This window comes from Psychrobacter sp. Marseille-P5312 (genome assembly GCF_900291405.1).
Lineage (GTDB): Bacteria > Pseudomonadota > Gammaproteobacteria > Pseudomonadales > Moraxellaceae > Psychrobacter > Psychrobacter celer.
This window is the reverse complement of the sequence record NZ_OLML01000001.1, coordinates 1,243,441-1,264,277: the sequence shown is the minus strand read 5'-3', so window position 1 is coordinate 1,264,277 and position 20,837 is coordinate 1,243,441. Positions and strand designations below refer to the sequence as shown.

19 protein-coding genes are annotated in these 20,837 nt (G+C 47.3%); 7 read left to right on the top strand and 12 right to left on the bottom strand.

The features are described from left to right. Positions 1-143: 143 nt before the first annotated feature. Together sdhD and sdhC are read right to left on the bottom strand one after the other, a co-directional pair. The gene (gene sdhD / locus C6W44_RS05485) at positions 144-548 is read right to left on the bottom strand and encodes a succinate dehydrogenase, hydrophobic membrane anchor protein (RefSeq protein WP_075101435.1); all 405 of its coding nucleotides are present in this window, start codon (positions 546-548) and stop codon (positions 144-146) included. A gap of 2 nt (positions 549-550) precedes the next feature. Then, positions 551-937 carry a succinate dehydrogenase, cytochrome b556 subunit gene (gene sdhC / locus C6W44_RS05480; RefSeq protein WP_075101402.1) on the bottom strand — a complete coding sequence of 129 codons (387 nt, stop codon included), beginning with the start codon at positions 935-937 and terminating at the stop codon, positions 551-553. A 1,087-nt stretch (positions 938-2,024) separates the two neighbouring features. Between sdhC and gltA the strand changes: the two genes are divergently transcribed. Continuing rightward, on the top strand, positions 2,025-3,305 hold the full coding sequence (gene gltA / locus C6W44_RS05475; RefSeq protein ID WP_100748689.1) for a citrate synthase: 1,281 nt from the start codon (positions 2,025-2,027) through the stop codon (positions 3,303-3,305). Between the two features lie 126 nt (positions 3,306-3,431). On the opposite strand, the gene C6W44_RS05470 is transcribed toward gltA, so the two are convergent. After that, positions 3,432-4,346, bottom strand: a complete 915-nt coding sequence (locus C6W44_RS05470) for a hypothetical protein (protein WP_105244550.1) — start codon at positions 4,344-4,346, stop codon at positions 3,432-3,434. Between the two features lie 254 nt (positions 4,347-4,600). Further along, complete coding sequence (locus C6W44_RS05465) at positions 4,601-5,104, bottom strand: type IV secretion protein Rhs (RefSeq protein ID WP_105244549.1); 504 nt, start codon at positions 5,102-5,104, stop codon at positions 4,601-4,603. Positions 5,105-5,360: 256 nt separating this feature from the next. Here C6W44_RS05465 and C6W44_RS05460 point away from each other — a divergent pair, with 256 nt between their 5' ends. From C6W44_RS05460 to ribBA, 4 genes are all read left to right on the top strand, one after another. Then, the gene (locus tag C6W44_RS05460) at positions 5,361-5,972 is read left to right on the top strand and encodes an IS607 family transposase (protein ID WP_105243882.1); all 612 of its coding nucleotides are present in this window, start codon (positions 5,361-5,363) and stop codon (positions 5,970-5,972) included. Further along, positions 5,969-7,123, top strand: coding sequence for an RNA-guided endonuclease InsQ/TnpB family protein (locus tag C6W44_RS05455; protein WP_105244548.1), 1,155 nt, complete (start codon positions 5,969-5,971; stop codon positions 7,121-7,123). Before C6W44_RS05460 ends, C6W44_RS05455 begins: the two co-directional genes overlap by 4 nt. Before the next feature lie 303 nt (positions 7,124-7,426). Further along, entirely contained in the window at positions 7,427-8,716 is a 1,290-nt protein-coding gene (locus C6W44_RS05450; RefSeq protein ID WP_105244547.1) for a replication-associated recombination protein A, read from the top strand. A 306-nt stretch (positions 8,717-9,022) separates the two neighbouring features. Then, on the top strand, positions 9,023-10,135 hold the full coding sequence (ribBA, locus tag C6W44_RS05445) for a bifunctional 3,4-dihydroxy-2-butanone-4-phosphate synthase/GTP cyclohydrolase II (protein ID WP_105244546.1): 1,113 nt from the start codon (positions 9,023-9,025) through the stop codon (positions 10,133-10,135). Positions 10,136-10,260: 125 nt separating this feature from the next. On the opposite strand, the gene C6W44_RS05440 is transcribed toward ribBA, so the two are convergent. From C6W44_RS05440 to C6W44_RS05415, 6 genes are all read right to left on the bottom strand, one after another. Continuing rightward, on the bottom strand, positions 10,261-10,743 hold the full coding sequence (locus tag C6W44_RS05440; protein WP_105244545.1) for an acyl-CoA thioesterase: 483 nt from the start codon (positions 10,741-10,743) through the stop codon (positions 10,261-10,263). A gap of 66 nt (positions 10,744-10,809) precedes the next feature. Continuing rightward, positions 10,810-11,763: a hypothetical protein gene (locus C6W44_RS05435; RefSeq protein ID WP_105244544.1), complete on the bottom strand. Its 954-nt coding sequence runs from the start codon at positions 11,761-11,763 to the stop codon at positions 10,810-10,812. A 99-nt stretch (positions 11,764-11,862) separates the two neighbouring features. After that, positions 11,863-12,957, bottom strand: a complete 1,095-nt coding sequence (locus C6W44_RS05430; RefSeq protein ID WP_105244543.1) for a uroporphyrinogen-III synthase — start codon at positions 12,955-12,957, stop codon at positions 11,863-11,865. Positions 12,958-13,047: 90 nt separating this feature from the next. After that, positions 13,048-14,082, bottom strand: coding sequence for a hydroxymethylbilane synthase (gene hemC, locus C6W44_RS05425; RefSeq protein WP_105244542.1), 1,035 nt, complete (start codon positions 14,080-14,082; stop codon positions 13,048-13,050). 206 nt (positions 14,083-14,288) lie between these two features. Then, positions 14,289-15,026, bottom strand: coding sequence for a LytR/AlgR family response regulator transcription factor (locus C6W44_RS05420; protein WP_105244541.1), 738 nt, complete (start codon positions 15,024-15,026; stop codon positions 14,289-14,291). 323 nt (positions 15,027-15,349) lie between these two features. Beyond that, the gene (locus C6W44_RS05415) at positions 15,350-16,501 is read right to left on the bottom strand and encodes a histidine kinase (protein ID WP_105244540.1); all 1,152 of its coding nucleotides are present in this window, start codon (positions 16,499-16,501) and stop codon (positions 15,350-15,352) included. Between the two features lie 113 nt (positions 16,502-16,614). Between C6W44_RS05415 and argH the strand changes: the two genes are divergently transcribed. Both argH and C6W44_RS05405 read left to right on the top strand, forming a co-directional pair. Beyond that, entirely contained in the window at positions 16,615-17,988 is a 1,374-nt protein-coding gene (gene argH, locus C6W44_RS05410) for an argininosuccinate lyase (protein WP_075101434.1), read from the top strand. 307 nt (positions 17,989-18,295) lie between these two features. After that, positions 18,296-18,586 (top strand): oxidative damage protection protein, encoded by a 291-nt coding sequence (locus tag C6W44_RS05405; RefSeq protein WP_105244539.1) that lies wholly within the window; start codon positions 18,296-18,298, stop codon positions 18,584-18,586. A 33-nt stretch (positions 18,587-18,619) separates the two neighbouring features. Here the strand turns inward: C6W44_RS05405 and C6W44_RS05400 are convergent, their stop codons facing one another. Continuing rightward, positions 18,620-19,696: an RNA-guided endonuclease InsQ/TnpB family protein gene (locus C6W44_RS05400; RefSeq protein ID WP_105244538.1), complete on the bottom strand. Its 1,077-nt coding sequence runs from the start codon at positions 19,694-19,696 to the stop codon at positions 18,620-18,622. A gap of 256 nt (positions 19,697-19,952) precedes the next feature. Then, the gene (gene phoU / locus C6W44_RS05395; RefSeq protein WP_105244537.1) at positions 19,953-20,741 is read right to left on the bottom strand and encodes a phosphate signaling complex protein PhoU; all 789 of its coding nucleotides are present in this window, start codon (positions 20,739-20,741) and stop codon (positions 19,953-19,955) included. Positions 20,742-20,837 lie beyond the last annotated feature (96 nt).

Below are 20,837 nucleotides of genomic sequence, written 5' to 3'. Positions count from 1 at the left end.
AATAAGCAGCCAAACCCAATGCTATGACTATTTTCGGCTATATATGAATGGCAGTGATAACCAAGCTATCAATCACGTTTACAGCCATCCATTTTTTATCGATATTTTGGCGTTACCACCCAATCTGGGTGCTCACCTCATCATTAAACAGCAACGACACCAAAGCCATTACCCCAAAAGATCATGATGCCCCAAAATAAAAAGACTAAAATAGAGATAATCATCAAAGTCTGTAACACCAAACGCAATCTTGGCGCGCTCTCACCCATCTTGCCTGAGGTAATATAGTCAGTGAATACGGTCCACATACCTACCCAAGCATGGCCTGCAAGTGCCACTACAGCGACCAAGCTAAACAGACGCATCGGTAAGCTGGTCATAAATGATGACCACTCAAGATAAGTGACATCGCCATGGGTCAAAAAGAAACCCAGCAACACCACACTATAAACGGCCAAAACGACCGCGCTGATACGCTGGACAATCCAATCACGTGAGCCTGAACCTGTCAGACCAGTTGCGCTTTTGATTCCTGAATCATTTTTAATCATTAGAACATCACCCATACAAATGACGCGACAATTAAAATCGCTGCAATCACAAAACTGACCTTAGATGCGGCGCGGCCAGATTTTAGCTCTTCGTTCATGCCCATATCAGCAAATAAGTGCTTGATACCCATCACAAAGTGATAAGCAATCGCAGCCACAAATATCCATGCTAAAAAGCGCACAAGTACGTTGTCAAACACGGTCTCAAAACTCTCAGGCGACGCCAATGAGTTCTGTAGTAACCACAGCATGACAGGAATCAATAAAAATAAAATAATGCCAGAGATACGATGCAAGATAGAAGCGATCGCAATCGGTGAGCGATTAACGCTAATTACTTGGCTTAAAGGCAGATCAATAGGTCGGTTGCTTTTCACAGCGGGCATCCTTTTTGCGGTTATACTCCTGTATCTGCTATCAACGCATGACATAGGTCGGGATTGTGTCAATTAAGCGTAGAGCAACACACGAGACGAATAAAGTAAGGAAGAGCTAGCTGACTTCGTTTAGTTTGTGCTAAAGGTGAAGAAAGAATCATGTGGTAAGGTATTGATACTTTGTCTACGACTGCTCGGTTTACAACTGCTTGGCAAACAGATCGGTCAAACAACCTGTCTATTATACAACAAAGAAAATAAACATGAGTAAGATCGATTAACTAGTCTATTTTTACTGGTCGCACTTATCACAAGATAACCGTGTTTTGTTATCTTGCGATTGTGTTATCTATAAGGGTGCAAACCTGACGCTAAGTGTTTAAAAATAGAACAGTTAACAAGAACATTCAAACCGTCAGTTGGGTTTGGGTCTATTGACATTGTCCAGCTGTAACCAAATATGAATACCAGTATGAATAGAGAAGCTCTAGACGACACTATATCATGACCACTTATCAATTCGCACAAAACTCGTGCCAGTTAAGTAGCTGCAATTATAAAATGACTGGGCGATAATTACAAATTTATCCATTATGTGGTAAAAAAGGAACAATCAGTTCACAATACAACAGCGTTTTGTCTTATCAAACATAGCGATACGGCCCGTAATACTAAAAATATTTGCCGCCCGTACCTTGTCTGCCACATCCATGCTGCCAGCTGGCACAGAAAAATCATCTCGCCAATTATGGATACCGAGTCTGATACTTATAAAATCCAAGTGACATCACAGCGCGTCTTTGCCACCAATAAAAAGTAAGATTTGCGGCAAAATAACCAATCAGACATATTTTGATACAAAAATTACAGTGAATAAACACGACCAAACCGTACCAATTAGCGGCATTGATGGTAAAAGTCTTTTCAAATCGCAGGGAATTGCTGCTAATATACCCAGCATATTAAATGCGTTAAATATATTTTGACCGTTTGACTGAGCATGGCGCGAAGGTAAGCGCCTGTAGTAATCCTGGGCGCGAGGGTATGCGTCTATAGTAATTTTATTCTAACAAGTTAAATCAATGGAGAGCAATTTATGGCTGACACTAATGCCAAACTAACCGTCAATGGTGAAGAATACGAACTTCCTATCATCAAAGGTACTTTAGGGCGCCCAGTTATCGATATTGCTGCTCTACAAGACTCAGGCTTTTGGTCTTATGACCCAGGTTTCAAAGTAACCGCTCCTGTTGAGTCAAAAATTACCTATATCGACGGTGGTAAAGGTGAGCTGTTGCACCGCGGCTACCCTATCGATCAGCTGGCAAACAATGCTGAATACCTAGAAGTGGCCTATGCCTTGATTCATGGCGACTTGCCAAACGCCGAGCAAAAAGCGGACTTTTTTGAAAAAATCCGTAAGCACACAGGCGTGCATGACCAATTACGTAAATTCTTTGAAGGCTTCCGCCGTGACGCGCATCCAATGGCGATTATGGTGGGCGTTGTGGGTGCCTTGTCAGCGTTTTATCATGACAACCTAGACGTCAGCAACGAAGAGCACCGCGAAATCACTGCCATTCGTCTAATCGCAAAAATGCCAACGCTTGCCGCGATGAGTTATAAATACTCGCAGGGCGAACCATTTATGTATCCACGTAACGACTTTAGCTACGCGGAAAACTTCTTGTACATGATGTTTGCCACGCCTGCTGATGTGGACTATGAGCCAAACGACGTGGTCACCCGCGCGATGGACAAAATCTTCACCTTGCACGCAGACCACGAGCAAAACGCCTCGACCTCTACTGTGCGCCTAGCCGGCTCAACGGGTGCCAACCCTTACGCCTGTATCGCAGCTGGTATCGCCGCCCTTTGGGGTCCATCACATGGCGGCGCCAACGAAGCTGTGCTTGAGATGCTAGATGAAATCGGTACTGTCGAAAACGTGCCAGCATTTATGGAAAAAGTGAAGAGCCGTGAAGTGAAGCTCATGGGCTTTGGTCACCGTGTTTACAAAAACTTTGACCCACGCGCCCAAGTCATGAAAGAGACTTGTGATGAAGTACTCGGCGCACTAGGCATCAACGATCCTAAGCTTGAGCTGGCCATGGCACTAGAAAAAATCGCTTTAGAAGATCCGTTCTTCGTTGAGCGTAACCTGTATCCAAACGTTGACTTCTACTCTGGCATCATCCTAAAAGCCATCGGTATCCCAACGTCTATGTTTACTGTGATCTTCTCATTGGCGCGTACCTCAGGTTGGATCAGCCACTGGTTAGAGATGCACAGCGCACCGTTCAAAATCGGTCGCCCACGTCAGCTATACACTGGCGAGACGCATCGTGACTTTGTCAAAGTAGAAGACCGCAAGTAATCTGCTTAGATACGGCACGTGTATAAAAGAACCATAAAAAATCCCGCTATATGCGGGATTTTTTATTGTCGATAGATAAGCGCTGTGATGCTGGCTGTCGCCGTCATAGGCTTGGGCGGTAGCTGTTTATTCAAATGCTTTAAGCGTTTGTTCGTACTTGGCAATTTGCTCATCATAACCCTTGATGGTCTCGTTAAACTTGGCCATGAGTGCTTCAAACTCTTGTTGTTGATTAAGCTTCATTTGCTGCATATCGATAACTTGCTGCGCCTCTATCTGCTCCCAAACCTGATGCTGAATGATAAGACGTGCCAGCGCTGGACTTTTGGCACTGAGCCTACCTGCAATCTCAGCATGCTCAAATAGCTGCGGCACCAAAGTCGCTATGTTTATCAAGGTATCTACCTCGTCAGCGCTCAGCGGCGTGATCACTGGCTGATAAAGTGCCGCCGTTGCCTGCTGGTAGCTGTCGATGATCTCATCTTCTGTTTGCATGACAGGCTTGCGCGGCTCGAGGCTAATACGTTTGAGGACGGTCAAATCGCGCTCGCCCACTTCTGTGCTGGTGTTGATGTCTGCTGCTGCCTCATCGCCACTTTCCCTATTTTGAGCCGTCGCGGCGTCACCGTTATGTGCCGTGTTATCGCCTGCTGTATCCGCACTATTTAACAATAAATCTTCTGCACTTTGGGTCGAGTCTGCCGCTTGCAGCGACTCGTACTCGGCCTGTAGCCGGCGCTGCAGCCTTTGCATTTGCGTCACATAAATTGGCTCAAACTGCTCAATACGCGCCGCCGCCGACTCACTTTGCGGTACAGGCTTGCTGTCTTCGCTAGCTACTTGCTCAGTCGCGTGGCTATCATCGACAACAGGCGCGGTCTCGGTCTGCTGCTGACAGCCGCCGAGTAGCAATGCACCACTCAACGTCGCAGCCAGTACAGTCATGGCAGCATACTTACTATTAGGTGATGGTGTTTTATTCATATGACTATCATGAGCGGTATCATGACTCTTGGCTTTATCTGGTAAAAATTTATACATCAGAGTACATATCCTTTGTTGACGCAAAATAATGAGTTGACGCAAAATAATAAAAGGTAGGCGTATCACCGCCATCCGTTGCTGAGTGATACTGTGCTAGCGTCTGGGTCATAAACCTCTCATAACACTATTTAGCATAGTGGTTATTGATGTCAATAAGAAGCGTCAATTGTGAACGGAGTGTCGAGCTGGCGACGTTGACAGTTGATTTGTGACAACAGTAGACTTGTGGCATTAAACGTGTGACCTCAGACTCAAGAAGCGGTCGTCAAAAACGGTATACAGCGCTCAAAATCACGGCAGTCCTGACCACGCTGGCGACGGACAAAATAGTCTTGTACCATACGCGCCTGCTGCTCGATACCATATTTAAAAAAGGGCTTGCCTATTGTAAATACATAGTCATAACGCCGATCGACCAATGCCCCGCGTACCACCTTGATACCCTGCTGTAGCTGCCAAACGTGCGTTAGCTCATGTATCAGCCAGCTTTGCTTACTTAAGGAGGACTGGCTAAAGTCTGTGATCCAGTCTGCTGGATGAAAGTAAATATGACCATTGGGGCTGACAGCGTAATGTCTAAGCACCCACCACGCTGTTTTTAATTGCACATCCTCCAGCCTAATACTGTCGCCAAATACCGAGCGTGCCAGCGCAACCTCACCTGCACTCAAATGGCGCGACCGCCTCTTTGGGCGCTGATGACTTGATAAACGCCGCGCTTGGCTCAATAACTGCTGTATGGTCTCACGTATCATAAACAATCAATGCCGTCATGTAGGTGCATAATATAAGTGCCCAGATATATAAGTGCCCAGATAAACACCTAGGAAGTACAAGTGCTGCTATAACTGGTGCTGTCTTATCTGTTTAATAAGGCTTTTGATATAAAAATAAAAGCCGCGAAGACAGAAGTTATACATTAGGGCTGCAAACAGTCAAATAAAACATATACAAACCTACCTATTTATTACTATAATAGATAGATTATATCTATAATATAGAGAGCAAGTTATGGGGAAACTGGTTAGTATTGGGGAGGCTGCCAAACATTTCGGGGTTGCTCAATCCACATTAAGACGTTGGGATGAGGATGGTACGTTAGTCGCCAAGCGAACCGAAAACGGGCATAGGCGATATGATTTAAGTGAAATCAGACCGCATTCCTTGAATACACCACCTAAATTAGACCGAAAAACCATTGCTTATGCTCGTGTGTCGAGTCGTGATCAAAAAGACGACTTACTTCTCCAGTCTCAAGTTTTGGAACTTTATTGTGCCAGGCAAGGCTGGACTTTTGAGACGATTACCGATCTTGGTAGTGGAATGGATTATAAAAAGAAAGGCTTAAAAAACCTGCTTGATGACATACTGAGCAATAAAGTTGAACGGCTGGTAATTACCCATAAAGACAGGCTTTTACGATTTGGTGCAGAACTGGTTTTCATGTTGTGTGAGGCTCGTGACGTTGAAGTGGTAATAATCAATCAAGGTGAAGAGTTGAGTTTTGAGCAAGAATTAGCCCAAGATGTATTGGAGATTATCACCGTATTTTCAGCGAGGCTATACGGCTCTTGCAGCAAGAAAAACCAACAATTAATAGAGGCGGTTAAAAAAGCATTATGATCCGTGGACACATTATCGAACTCAAGCCAAACAACGTACAGGCAAATCACCTTGCTCGTGCTTGTGGCGTGGCGAGAAAAGCCTACAACTGGGCTTTGCATGAGTGGCAGCGGCAGTATGCGCTTGACAAAGCGTACCGTGATGCGTGTTTGGCCGCAGGCGTTGAGGTTGATACTAAAAATCTAAACAAGCCCTCACAGGCGAAGCTCAGACGCGAATTGAACGCCATTAAGCGTGAATTATTCCCCTATATGCTGGAAGTGACCAAATGCGCTCCGCAGGCGGCAATCATGCAGTTGGGTGATGCTTATAACAACTTCTTTAAAGGCTTAGCGAAATACCCAACCGCTCGTAAAAAAGGCCGTGACGATAGATTCAGTTTATCCAACGACCAATTTGCCATTAAAGGTAAATCCATTCGTATCCCAAACTTGGGCTGGGTTCGCTTAAAAGAAGCTTTACGTTTTGACGGCAAGATCATGTCAGCCACCATCTCTAAACGTGGCGGTAAGTGGTTTGTTAGTGTGGCTGTTGAAATACAAAAAGCTGTAATTCCTACTAAAAAGACAGGTAAAAGCGTTGGTGTTGATCTTGGTATTACCGACTTACTGGTTTTATCAGACGGCACTAAAATTAAAGCGCCAAAACCACTTCAAGCAAACCTTAAAAAACTAAGAACGCTAAACAAAGCGCTCAGTCGCACTAAAAAAGGCAGTAAAAACAGAGAAAAAGCGAAAACCAAGCTCTCTCGTTTGCACTATAAGATCAGGTGTATTAGGCAAGATTCTCTCCATCAAATCACAACAAGTCTGGTTAATGAGTTCGATGTGATTGCGATTGAGGATTTGAATGTCAAAGGTATGGTTAAGAACAGGCGGCTATCAAGAGCTATCAGTGACTTGGGTTTCTTTGAGTTTAAGCGACAGCTTATCTACAAAGCCACTGAGCAAGACAAGGTTGTGAAATCAGTCGGACCCTTCTACCCAAGCTCAAAAACCTGTTCAAACTGCAATCATATCCTTGGTAAAGATGAGCTAATATTGAAAATGCGTGAGTGGTTGTGCCCTAACTGTCAGGTTTCTCATGACCGTGACCTCAACGCCAGCATCAATATTTTAAATAACGCGACTGTTATTTTAACAGCTGCATAATCCTGTTTATTGGACGGTGAGTTCCATCGCCAATTAAAAAAGTCTGTGGAGTCGTGGTCAGTCTAAATCTCAAATGAGAAATAGCGCGTGACAATGAAGCAGAAAGAAAACGTCAAACCTATCTAATAGTCAATATTGGATAGGTTTGAGTAAGATTTTTGGAACGGTAAGGAGTGCTAGGATAGTCCTACGCGTAATTGATATCCTATGATAGATAGTCGATACATTTCAATTTGATACTGAGCCTGTGCTTTTACATTGAGCATCCTTTTGCTGACCCATTGATCAACGATAGAGAGTGTTATGCCGCCAAACTTTCATGCCGATACCCCGCTTGCCCAGCGCATGCGCCCAGCGACGCTCGATGCTATCATCGGTCAAGAGCACCTGCTGGCAGCTGGGGCGCCGCTACGACGCTTGGTCGAGCAAGGCCATCTGCCCTCCATTATCTTGCACGGTGAGGCAGGCATCGGCAAAACCACCATTGCTATGCTATTGGCTGATGCCGTGGGTCGGCCGTTTCATGCGTTGTCGGCACTCAATACGGGGGTCAAGCAGCTACGCGAAGTGCTGGAGACTAAGGACTCATTGAGCTTTGAGTCGCCGGTGGTGTTTATCGATGAGATACACCGCTTTAACAAAGCGCAGCAAGATGCCTTACTTGGCGCGGTCGAGTCTGGAGATATCACCCTGATTGGGGCGACCACCGAAAACCCCTCATTTAGCGTCAACAATGCTTTGCTATCGCGTTGTCAGGTTTATCGCTTGGAGCCACTGACACCCGAGCAAATCGCGGCTGTATTGCAGCGCGCCATTTCAGAAGATAGCATTTTCAAAGACTTGGCCGTGGATTTGCAGGCACAAGACACCATTAGCCAACTGGCACACGGCGATGCCAGAAAGGCACTTAACCTGCTAGAGCTGGCCATACAAACAGCGGATACCAGACAATCGCCGCTGATCATCGATGATGCGCTGGTCTCTCGCGTCGCGCAAACGGCGCTGGTACGCTATGATGAAGACGGCGAGCAGCATTACGACATTGTCTCCGCCATGATAAAGTCCGTGCGCGGCTCCGACCCTGATGCAGCGCTCTACTGGATGGCGCGGATGCTGGTGGGCGGAGAGCCAGCTGAGTTTATCGCGCGGCGTTTGGTCATCTTGGCAAGCGAAGATATCGGCAATGCCAACCCCAATGCCCTACTCCTCGCTGATGCCGCCCTGCGTAGCGTTCAGTCCATCGGTATGCCTGAGGCGCGCATTATCTTAGGACAAGTGGTGGTGTATCTGGCGACCAGTGCCAAAAGCAACAGCACTTATAAGGCAATAAATGCGGCGATGGCCTTGGCAGAAAAAGACGCCTCTCCCGTACCGCTACATCTGCGCAATGGCGTGACCAAATTGATGCGACATCAAGGCTATGGGCAGGGCTACGCCTATCCACACGATTACCCCAATCATTATTATCCGCAGCATTATCTGCCAGATACGCTGCTGGGTACGCGCTTTTATCACTTTGCTGATAATCAGCGCGAACAGCACAGCAAGCAGTTTATGGATTGGCTAAAATCCCAATCTGCCAGTAACTCTTAAAACCTGCCCGTTTATTAGTAATACTGAACGCTGTTTTTGACAGACTTCGGGATATAGTTTGGAGATGGGGCAGCACGATAGGATGAAAAGCGTTAAAATGTCCTCATAATGATATATAAGCAATGAGGCAATCATGCCTAGCGTCCGTACCTATAGCCGAGTCGTGCCCATCATCGAATAGATGTAGCAAGCGGCGCGTTGCCTAACCGCAACAGCTTATGGCCTCAGCGGCTGTTACTATAGGCAGATCATGCTATATATGTTACCTCACACCTATCTACACATAATAAAATATCGAGACTTACTATGAGTTTAAATACCATTCCTGAGATTATCGAAGACATCCGTGCTGGAAAAATGGTCATCTTGATGGATGATGAAGACCGCGAAAACGAAGGCGATATCATCATGGCAGCCACCCATGTGCGCCCTGAAGACATCAACTTTATGATTACCCATGCTCGCGGCCTAGTGTGTCTGACTCTATCGCAAGCGCGCTGCCAACAGCTAGCACTACCGCTAATGTCTGATCGCAACGAAGCAAAGTTTAGCACCAACTTTACAGTGTCTATCGAAGCGGCTGAAGGCGTCACCACAGGTATCTCAGCGGCTGACCGCGCGCACACTATTCAGGCAGCGGTCTCTGCATCAGCCAAACCCGAAGACATCGTACAACCTGGCCATATCTTCCCTATCATGGCACAAAACGGCGGCGTCCTGCACCGTGCCGGCCACACCGAAGCAGGCTGCGACTTGGCTCGTCTAGCGGGACTGGAGCCTGCAGCGGTCATCGTCGAGATCATCAACGCTGATGGTACGATGGCACGTCGTGACGATCTTGAAATCTTTGCCAAAGAGCATGGCATCAAGATGGGCACAATCGCTGATCTGATCAATTACCGTATCGCCAACGAGCAAACGGTAGAAGAAATAGAGACGCGTCCTTTTGAGACCGAGCATGGGACTTTTACCTTGCACCGCTTCCGTGAGTTTGGCGCTGAAGAGACGCATTTGGCGTTGGTCAAGGGCGATGTCAGCGAAGGCGTCAGTACTGTCCGTGTCCATGGCTTCCATCCGCTGCGTGACTTGTTTGCCGCCAAAAACGATATGACAGGCCGTAGTGGCTGGAGCGTACAGTCAGCGTTGGAAGAAATCAGCGCCTCGGAGCGCGGCGTGCTGGTTTGGATTGGTAGCAATCAGCCTGTTGATCTAGGCGATGCGCTGGATAAAGCGGCGGACAATCAATCGCAATCAACCATCACCCAGCAGCCGTATCGTAGCATCGGGGTTGGCGCACAGATTTTGCGTCATTTAGGCGTGCGTGATATGCGCTTATTGTCATCGCCCATGAAGTTTTATGCACTATCAGGCTTTGATCTAAACGTAGTAGATTTTGTGCATGCACCCAAGCAAGGCTAGGCGCTATGACCATTATTTAAGCACTATTCGATAGTGATTAAGTGGCCTTATCAATCATAAAAAAAGCACGCTTATAAACTGAGCGTGCTTTTTTATGTGCGAGTAACATCTATAAAAGTTGAGGTTCAAACCTCAGGCGTATGACCAACGGTCGCTTCTAATGCCAATAGGCGCTCGCGCTCGGCGCTGCTCCACGGCAATTTGTCCTTGCCAGCGCTGTCCAAGCGCACCACCACCGCCTCAGCCGTTGCCACTACCAGACTTTGCGCCGTACTATAGTAACTATACTCCATCACGATACTGGTACGGCCCAAACGCTGGCAGCGCACTCCTAATAACAAAGTATCAGGGTAGACCACAGGACGCAAATACTGACAGCTTGACTGTGCCAATACCGTCACCATGCTGCCATCAAACATGCCTAATGCCTGCAGATAAGCAATACGCGCTGACTCAGCATAACGATAAAACACCACGTTATTTAGATGGTTAAAGGCGTCCATCTCGCCCCAGTGAATCGGCTGATGATGGATGACGGGATAGTGAGCCAGCTCAGTCGCTAGGGGCTCATTGACTGTCGGTAAATCGGCTGGTAGGGAGCGGTTCATAAAGTGTCCTTTTTTATCATCCTGTTTTTTATTATTTGGGTGTGTCTTATCATCGAGCACCAACGACTAGCGCTGCGGTTTGGCTAAGACTTGCGTGGTCAATAGCGCCGTGGGCTTGGGTGCTTCGACAATCAATTGATCTAGCCAATTGATCACCTCTGCCACGTCGTTGGGGGCTTGCATCATCGTGATATTGGCCATTTGATCTGACGCTTGCAGGCTGGTCTGTGTCTGTTTCTGCCGCTCATCAGCACTTGGTGTGAGGGTTATGAGCTGTTTGCGTGCCTGCGACAGATAACTGATGAGCTGCTCACGGTCGCGCATATTGCTGGCTTGCATGGCCAAATTCAGCGTCATAATAGTCTCGTGGATGGTCAGCTGCCTACGGGTCAGTGCTTCCTTGTCTTTAGCTGTGTTTGCAGCTGGGGTTTTATTGTCCTTGCTACCCTCTTTATGGTCGTAACGCTCATGGCGATGCAAAAAGGCTTGGATATTTTGCATGGCCAAGTTATGCATCTGCCACGGGCTTGGCTGCGCGCTTTGCGCTTGTAGACGCTCAATGTCTTTTAGCAGGCTTTGCTTAATCACCACCGTCAGCGCAGGGGCAATTTCATTACTGCTTTGCGACAGCTGCCAGTGTAGCCCTCGCAGCAAATCAATCGCCGCGCTATCATTGTTATCCACCAGCAGCCTATCCACCGCTTTTATTTGAATACGCAGTAAATCCAGCTGATTTTGCGCTTGGCTACTGGCTGCCACGCGCGGCTCAGGTAGCGTCTGCTGACTCATGGCAAACAAGCGATCATCCATCTCGTTTAAACGGCTGACAACTTGCTCGTTACTTTGCAGACGCTCGTGAACACTCTGCTCAAAACGCTGCTGGCTGATATATAACCAGAGTAAGGCGGCGATAAGCAATAAAATCGTCAGCCACTGCAAGCGTATGAGTAGCATATTTGCTTGCCGGCGCTGCTGAATAGCAGAGGGGTCCTTGGGTGAAGTCTCAGGGTTCATAGACATAGTACAGCACCGTTACTGGTAGATTGGGTCATGGTTGTCGCAAGCCGCATAAAACAGGAATACGCATCCTGATGACAAAACAGCTATATCCTAGGCGTATCAAGCACTGATCGCAGCCAGTATGGTGGCTGGTGCCAAATCCTCCACCCGCCAGTAGCTCAACTGCTCATCGGCAACCATATTGGCCAAGCGCTCACCCAGCACCACATAAGCAAAGTCCGACAGCTTGAGCTTGGGCAATCCATCAGCCCCTGTACTGTCTGCCAATGGCTGCTTTACAGTATCCTCAGCACTCGTCTCATCATTTGCTTGTCGCTTACCTTGACTGACTACTTGCCGCCAATGCTCAAAGGCGGTGGCACTACTAATGATGACGACAGGTTGTGACTGTTTGGGTATAGGCTTTGGATGCTGAGCGGTGCTTGGCGCTGCTGGTTCTGCAGGTTCTGGTGCTGATGCTAATGTTGATGATAGGGGGCTAGGCACAGAAGCTGCCGTAGAAAACTGCTGTAACCACTGATTGTATTGCCTACAGGCCTCATGAGGCATGATACGCTCGTACCAAGCGATGCTATCGATATGGACACCGCGCGCTTGTAACGTGTTGACCAATAAACGGCGGCCACCAAGACCGCGCCATACCAATAGCTTGTCCCCTGCTTGCAAGCTGTCGATCTCTGGCATCGCAAGCATGCCTTCGTTGTTGGCCACGCGCGGCTGCAGCACGTGATAGCTTGCCGCCTTGATTTTTGCCTCATTTAAGACCGCAGCTGTCGCCTCTCCTACCGCAATCAAGTAACTGGGGGCGCTGAGGTTTTGCCGCTCGGTGGTTTTTTGGCTTTCATTGTTTCGCTTGTCACCATTTGTCTCAGAGTGCTGGGTATGGCGCTCGCGGGCAAGGGCTTGCCAAACCGCTAGTCCCGCTGCTGCCGCCGTAGGACTGACGATGACCAGTGCCTGATAGTCGCCTGCAAACCACTGACGCATCAGCGCCATGTCCGCATCTGTGATAGGACGCGGCTGTAGCGTCAGCATCGGAATCTCTACTACGCTTAGACCCGCAGCTTGTAGATATTGCGTCAACGGAGCGGCACGCTCTACCGGTCTGGTATTGATGACCACACGCGTAGGCGCTGATGAGGCCGCACTCTTATGCCGAGCGGTAGGTTTTGAATGAGATGAGGTAGATGACATAGACGTACCATGACAAAAATCAAAAGAAATAAACAAGTCGCAAACCCATCTTAATTACTGGCTTGCAGCTCAGACAGCGGTATCTGCGTATTATTTGGTATCATAAATCGCTGATAAAATAGCGCCTGCACCATCAGCAAGTAACATATCAGCCACATCGATACCCAGCTGATTGGCCTGAGTTTCTTGCTCGTCTTGGTTACCAGTTAAGGTAATGCGTTTTTCTGCTTTTAGCAGCTCGCTACCATCGGCCTGCCCCACGCGCCCGCGCAACCACAATATGTTGCCGTCGTCATTGTTGCCATTTTCGGTATTTTTCGCACGGTCATCCTCGGTCTCGTCTGCCATTTGCAAGACCGCATAGGCTGCAATCGGTACCTGACAGCCGCCTTCTAAATGACGGTTGAGGGCACGCTCAGCAATCAGGCGAATACGCGCTTTATTATCATTTAGCGGTGCCAATAGCTGCAATACTGCATCATCGCCCTCGCGGCACTCAATCGCCAACGCCCCTTGCCCAACCGCGGGCAGACAAGCATCGATATCCAGCTCACCACGAATACGCTCGTCCAGCTCAATACGCTGCAAACCACTGGTGGCCAAAATAATCGCGTCATACTCGCCTGCGTCCAATTTGCTCAAACGGGTACCAACGTTACCGCGCAGGGTTTTGATTTGTAGATCTGGGCGATAAGCCTTGATTTGACACTGACGACGCAAGCTTGAGGTGCCAACGATAGCGCCTTGCGGCAACGCATCAATACTATCGTATGTATTGGACACAAACGCATCGGTTGGGGCGGCGCGCTTGCAGTACACCCCCAACATCAAGCCTTCAGGCAGCTGCATGGGCACATCTTTTAGCGAATGCACGGCAATATCTGCGTCTTTATTATAAAGCGCTTGCTCAAGCTCTTTGACAAACAAACCCTTGCCGCCAATTTTTGCCAGTGGCGTGTCCAAAATTTTGTCACCCTTAGTGACGATTTTTAGCAAATTAATCGTCATCTCAGGATATAGCGCCAACAGACGATCGCGGATATGCTCAGCTTGCCATAAGGCTAATGGGCTTTGGCGCGTGGCGATGTTTAAGGTAGTCAAAGCAGGTTGCTGCAGATTGCTCATAAAAGGCCTCAATAAGTTTGATATACAATATCAGTGCGAATCATCTCTGCATGAAACGATACGGTCGATTTGCCACAAAAATGGGCGCTATCACTCGTTGATAGTAAACGCTGACGCAAAAAAATACCCCTATTTAATCATAAATAAGGGTTTGATGATATGGGATGATTATTTCTCTATAAAAACAGTCAGTTACAGATAGCGCTTTACATGCTTTGGATTCTATCACGTAACGCTGGCAGGTGGCGACGACTCACCGCCAATGTCTCATCGATGCCTTTAAAGCGCACTTGATATTGGCCGGCATCCAAGGTTTCTAAGTAGTCCAAAAAGCTCAGATTGATAATGGCATTGCGATGGACGCGGAACAACCGGTCTTCAAACTCTTGCTCAAGCTCTTTTAGAGTCTCATCAATCAATACGATACCATTCTTGTGACGGACTTTGACGTATTTTTGATCGGCAGTAAAGTAGTAGATGTCTGTGAGTTTGATCAATTCGACACCGCGATGGGTACGAGCGGCGATATGCTCACGTATTGGCCGCGCTGTCGGGTCCTCAAGCTTACGGATTTCGTTGAGCTGGGCGGCATTTAGATTTTTGGCTTTGTTTAGCGCCTCCAGCAGCTCGTCTTTATTGGCAGGTTTGAGCAAGTAGCTGATGGCATTGGCCTTGAGAGCAGCAATGGCATAGTGATCGTAGGCGGTGACAAAGATAATGGCTGGCGGATGCTCAAGCTCGTTCAGCGCTTGCGCACAGCGCACCCCATCCATCTCAGGCATACGAATGTCTAATAATATGATATCTGGCTGCTGGGTTTTGACAGCGACAATGGCTTCTGCCCCTGTCGTGGCTTGTGCCACCACCTGATGGCCTGACTCTTGTACAATTCTGGCCAAACGCTCACGCGCCAATGGCTCATCATCGCAGACTACGATCCGCATGCAAACTCCTGTTTTAGGAAATACTTAATACGATTTAATGAAATAATTCATCAACCTACTATCAATAATAACACTAACGCCTAAGGACTTAGCATAAAAAATGTTTGATTATTGCAGGTATTCTGAACATTTAATTTGGGCAGCGGCAGCGCTTATTTATCGGTCAAATACATATTAAATATTGACGATTATCGTGCCGATTATAAACAGTACGGTGCAATAACTGTGCCATACTTTATATTAATCGTATTAAACAAAAGTTTGTATTAGTAATAGGCATCTATTGATAATCGCTAGCTTAGAGATAGCTAGATGACAGACCGCTATATCCCGACGTCTTGTAGCGGATACTCAATCAAGGTAATGATTTGGCTGTTGGTCACCTTGCTTCTGATATCGGCGCTTTGGCCAAAGTACGAGCGCAGACGCTCTGCTTGGATATAAAAATTCATGTGCTGGCGCAAGTCATGATTGATCATCAAGGTTTTTTTGGGGAGCTGGACGCTGATGGTGATGCTGACGCGGTGCTCATACCAAGTGACTTTGATATGAATAAAAATCGTCTCTGTGGTCATCTCCACCACGTTAAGGAGCATTTTTTCTAGCACACTTTGCAGCGTCAAGGCGGTGATGACCATGTCATACATGATGTCTTCATCTGGCAGTTGCCAAGTGACATCAAGCTTGTCAGATAGCCGGCTAGACTCGATGGCCAAATAGTGCTCACACAAAGCGATCTCTTCTTCAAAGCTGATCTCACGCGCGCCACTAAAGCTGGCGCGAAACAGCGCGGAGACGTGTTGTAGCAACTGGGAGGCGCGCGCTGGATTGGACTCAATCAGCGACACCAGTGTGTTGATGGTATTAAAGAAAAAATGCGGTGTAATACGGGCTTTGGTTAAGTCGTTTTGGGCGTTTAGTTTGTGCACAAAGGATTGATTAAGGGCATTCATCTCACGATAACGGCGCAAAAAGTACAACAAAAACACCAAGGTAAAACCGCCTGTAAGGATTAAGTCAAAAACCACTTCTAACACGAAGTTTTGTAGGCTGTATTCGTGCCAGCCCATGTTTATCATGACCAGCAAGACCAACACCATAGAGACAGCAGAGGCCAGCATAAGGATGGCGAGCACATACATACTGACCTTGGGTATGCTCATGCTCTTAAAGACAGGGCGCAGATAATCGATGATATACAAAGAAGGGATGATGCTTAAGGTGTTTTGTATCACTCGGCTGCCAAGCTTGATTATAAAGTCAGACCAAGTAGCTAGGTCATGGCGGTCGATCACCGTGACAAACAGCGACCAAAAAAAGATATAAATCAGCCACTGCCAAGACTTCATGACTTCCATGAGCTTGGGGATAAAAAACTCTAAGCGCTCCGCTAGTAAGGCAACCTCATCATTTGCTATACTTGAGTTCTTATTCTCTTGACTTGTCTTATATCGATATGAACGCCAACTCTTCAAACCCTAGTAATCCTGAATTAAATAAAAACGTGTCAGTCTCTGATTCTAGCACAGATGACTCTACAACAAATAACGCGGCGCAAAACAGTCCTGCCAGCGCGCCAGGCCAGCAAATGTGGGGCGGACGCTTTAGTGAAGCGACAGACAGCTTTGTGGCCGCTTTCACCGCTTCGGTCGGCTTTGATCAACGCTTTGCCCGACATGATATCCAAGGCTCTATCGCTCATGCGACCATGCTCAAAGAATGCGGGATTTTGACCGCTGATGAAGTGGCGACCATCATCGATGGTCTACAGCAGGTATTAGCTGAGATTGAAGCAGGTGAGTTTAATTGGTCTATCACCCTAGAAGACGTACACATGAACGTCGAGTCACGTCTGACTGATATCGTCGGCGCGGTGGGCAAAAAACTACACACTGGCCGTAGCCGTAACGATCAGGTGGCCACCGATATCCGCCTGTGGCTACGCGAAGAAACCGACAATATCATCGCGCTGTTGGTGCGTTTGCAAAACGGCTTGCTGGATTTGGCCGAGCAGCATACGGACACCATCATGCCAGGCTTTACGCATCTACAAACCGCGCAGCCTGTCAGCTTTGGCCATCACGTGATGGCATGGTTTGAGATGCTCTACCGCGATACCGAGCGCCTTGTCGACGCCCGTCGCCGTATCAATCAGATGCCACTTGGTAGTGCTGCGCTTGCTGGAACGACCTTTCCGATTGACCGTACCATCACCGCCAGACTGCTAGGGTTTGATGGCATTTGTCAAAACTCACTCGATGCGGTCTCAGACCGAGATTTTGCCATTGAGTTTACCTCAGCAGCCTCTATCCTTATGATGCATATGTCGCGTATGAGCGAAGAGATTATCCTATGGATGTCGGCGCAGTTTAACTTTGTACAGATACCCGATCGCTTCTGTACTGGCTCGTCGATCATGCCGCAAAAGAAAAACCCTGACGTGCCAGAGCTGGTACGCGGTAAAGCGGCGCGGGTCTTTGGTCAGCTGATGACATTGTTAAGCCTGATGAAAAGTCAACCGCTTGCGTATAATAAAGACAATCAAGAAGACAAAGAGCCGTTATTTGACTGCGTCGATACCTTGACAGGTTCTCTACTGGCATTCGCTGATATGCTACCAAACATCACACCAAATAAAGACAGTATGCGTCAAGCGACCATGAAGGGCTATGCGACAGCGACTGATTTGGCAGACTACCTAGTACGTCAAGGCGTGGCATTCCGTGATGCCCATGAAGTCGTCGGCAACGCTGTGGCTTTAGGCATCAAAGAGGGCGTTGATTTAAGTGACTTGTCATTGGCGCAGCTTCAGCAATTTAGTGACGCGATCGGCGATGACGTCTTTGATTACTTAACGCTAGAGGGCTCACTCGCCGCCCGTGATCATCTGGGTGGTACCGCGCCCAATCAGGTCAAGCAAGCGGTGGTTAATGGCCGCGCGCGCTTAAAAGCTTTTGCATAATTTGCATAAACAGAGACATGATATTCCGACGCAGAACGGGTATAAACTTTCCTTATGTGCTGTGCCTGTTCGGACAGATGCTGCGTAAAACTCATCCCAGTCCCGCTGTATCGTTTTTATTCTAAACTCACTATGCAATACCCGCGCCTAGCACTTACGCCTTAGCGCGGGTGTTTTTTTTGTCATCACATCGCCAAAACTTTCATCAAACCGCTTGGCTGTTACCGTCTATACACCCGATAGCCTTTGCTAAATTTACTCAGATCGTTATCATAGGGTGATATTCATAGTTTATAAGGAGCCTCTAATGACTGAGACTTTTAACCCGCAAGCCAATACCGTGTTTTGCCGCAAATATAAGCAAGAGCTGCCAAAAATGCTGCATCCACCCTTCCCCAATCAAAAAGGCAAAGAGCTACAAGAAACAGTTTCTGACAAAGCGTGGAAAGAGTGGCTAGAGCAGCAAACCATGCTAATCAACGAAAACCATCTAAGCATGATGGACCCTGAGGCCAAAAAGTTTTTGACTGAGCAGCGTGAGAAGTTTTTGGACAACGAAGACTATGAGCGCGCGCAGGGCTGGACACCAGAAAATTGACTTCCTCCCCTCCCTAAACGGAGAGGATTCCTACTAAAGACGGTCAAGCCCGACCGCGAGAATGTTTTTTGCTCCATTAACATCTCTGTTATGGGTCGTTTTACAAGAACGACAAAACCACTCGCTTATACCAAGCCCTTCTCTACCTTTCGGACTGTCTTGGCGGGAGCCGCAACACGAGCAGGTTTGGGTGCTGTACGCTTCATTGACTTCGGTATAGTGGCAACCTGCGTTCGCGCATTTATAATCCAGTTGCCTCTTTATTTCAAACCAACCAGCATCATAGACGGATTTGGCCAGTTTGGATGAAGTGAATGAGTTTGATTTAATTGTACCAACAACGATTAAGCTGTTGGCCTTAACAAGCTTTGATGTGAATTTATGGATCAAATCTTGACGGGTGTTTTTAATCTTGGCGTGAATGGCACGGACCCTTTTTTTATTCTTGGCTCTTTGAGCAATGGCCAGTTTTTCTGCGTATTGATCGGTCAGCTTAGTGGTTAGAACATCGCCATTACTACTGACCGCTGAATCCTTACAGCCTAGATCAATACCGACTTGGCCATCGCCGCAGTTGGTTTTTGGAAATTCTTTGACGGTGATACAGGCGTACCAGTGACCACGATTGTCTTGTACCAACTCACAGGTGTTGATGCTGTACAGGGCTAAATTGTAGCTATCCCACAGATCAATGGTCAGCTTTTTACCCTTAGCAAGGCTTAGCTGAATAGTAGATTTAAGGCTTTTCTTGCCTGATTGACGAGTTGATAGGTGTTTTACGGCTGTCTTTTTAAAAGGAATCCAGCCCAAGCTTCTTCTCTTGGCCTTTGGGTTGTTGGTGCGCCAGTTGAGTTTGGCTTTTTTAAACTGTTTACGGGATTTAGCGTGAACCTCACTAATCGCTTGTAAGGTTTGACTATGCAAGTTTAAATACTCGCCACTGCCTTTGGTATAAGCGGCCAAGTCATAAGCTGAAAAGAATTTGCCTGTGCGCTTAAGATGTTTAAAACTTAGCTCATTGACGTAATTCCAGACAAAATTAACCGACCCAGCTAAGATATTTAGCTGAGCAGCATGTTTGTCTTTGATGCGTAGCTTGAGCGTTTTCATGGAATAATTATGATCTCAATGGGTTTGGTTATCAAGGCAATCTAAATCTTAGGTGACAACGGCTGACGCCTGATATCCACGCCCTAGAAGGATGTGGTTTTATGGCGCTGGATGATAAAAATTCGACATCACTTTTATACTTATACCAGTATGTTAAATATTAGAACGCGCTATCTTTAAATAGCGCGTTTTTTTATTTTTTAGTGCACACTTAGTCGCACACAAGGTAGGGTTTTTATAAACCCTCTTATCACCTTTAGTCCGTATCTGGCAATCCAACGTCCGTGGTTGACATTTTCGCTGACATTGCGCCATCGTGACGTGCCGCCATCCGGTCATTGGCTTCTTGCACCGCTTTTTCGACCAGTGCATAGTCTGAGTGGCGTACATCTTGGCCGCTGATATAGTTGATGACCAGCTCGGCGATGTTTTGCGCATGATCACCAATACGCTCGAGCGCGCGCAACACCCACACGATATTGATGACCTTGGAGACGTGGCGCGCATCTTCCATGATATAAGTCATCAAGGCACGCATCGCTGATTGATACTCTTCATTGACCACATCATCATTGCGCATCACCTCAAACGCCTGCTCAGCATTGGATTGACTAAAAGCCTCTAGCGCATTGTGCAGCATCAGACGTACTTGATTGCTCAGATGCTGCACTTCGGCATAGCCATACGCTGATTTGCCTTGGGCGGCGAGCTTATTGGCCATTTTGGCGATTTTGACCGCTTCATCACCGATGCGCTCCAGATCCACCACGCCTTTACTGATGGACATCACCAAACGCAAGTCACCGGCCGCAGGCTGGCGCTTGGCGACCAATAACAAGATATGCTCATCCAGCTCGACTTCCTGCCGATTGATATCAAAATCCATCTCGATGACTTCTTGCGCCAGTGTGTCATCCTTGTCAATAAGTGCGTGAATGGCTTTGGCAACTTGGCTGGCTGCATGGTCGCCCATCACCAAAAACAGACGAATGGCTTCATCCAAATCTTGATCAAAACTTTTGGAGATATGCTTGTCACTTTGCATAAGAGGTATTCCCTGAATATCTGTATATTAACGGCGTGCTGCTAGCATAGCTGTATTGTTGTTATTAAAAATTAACGATAGTTTTAATCTGTACAG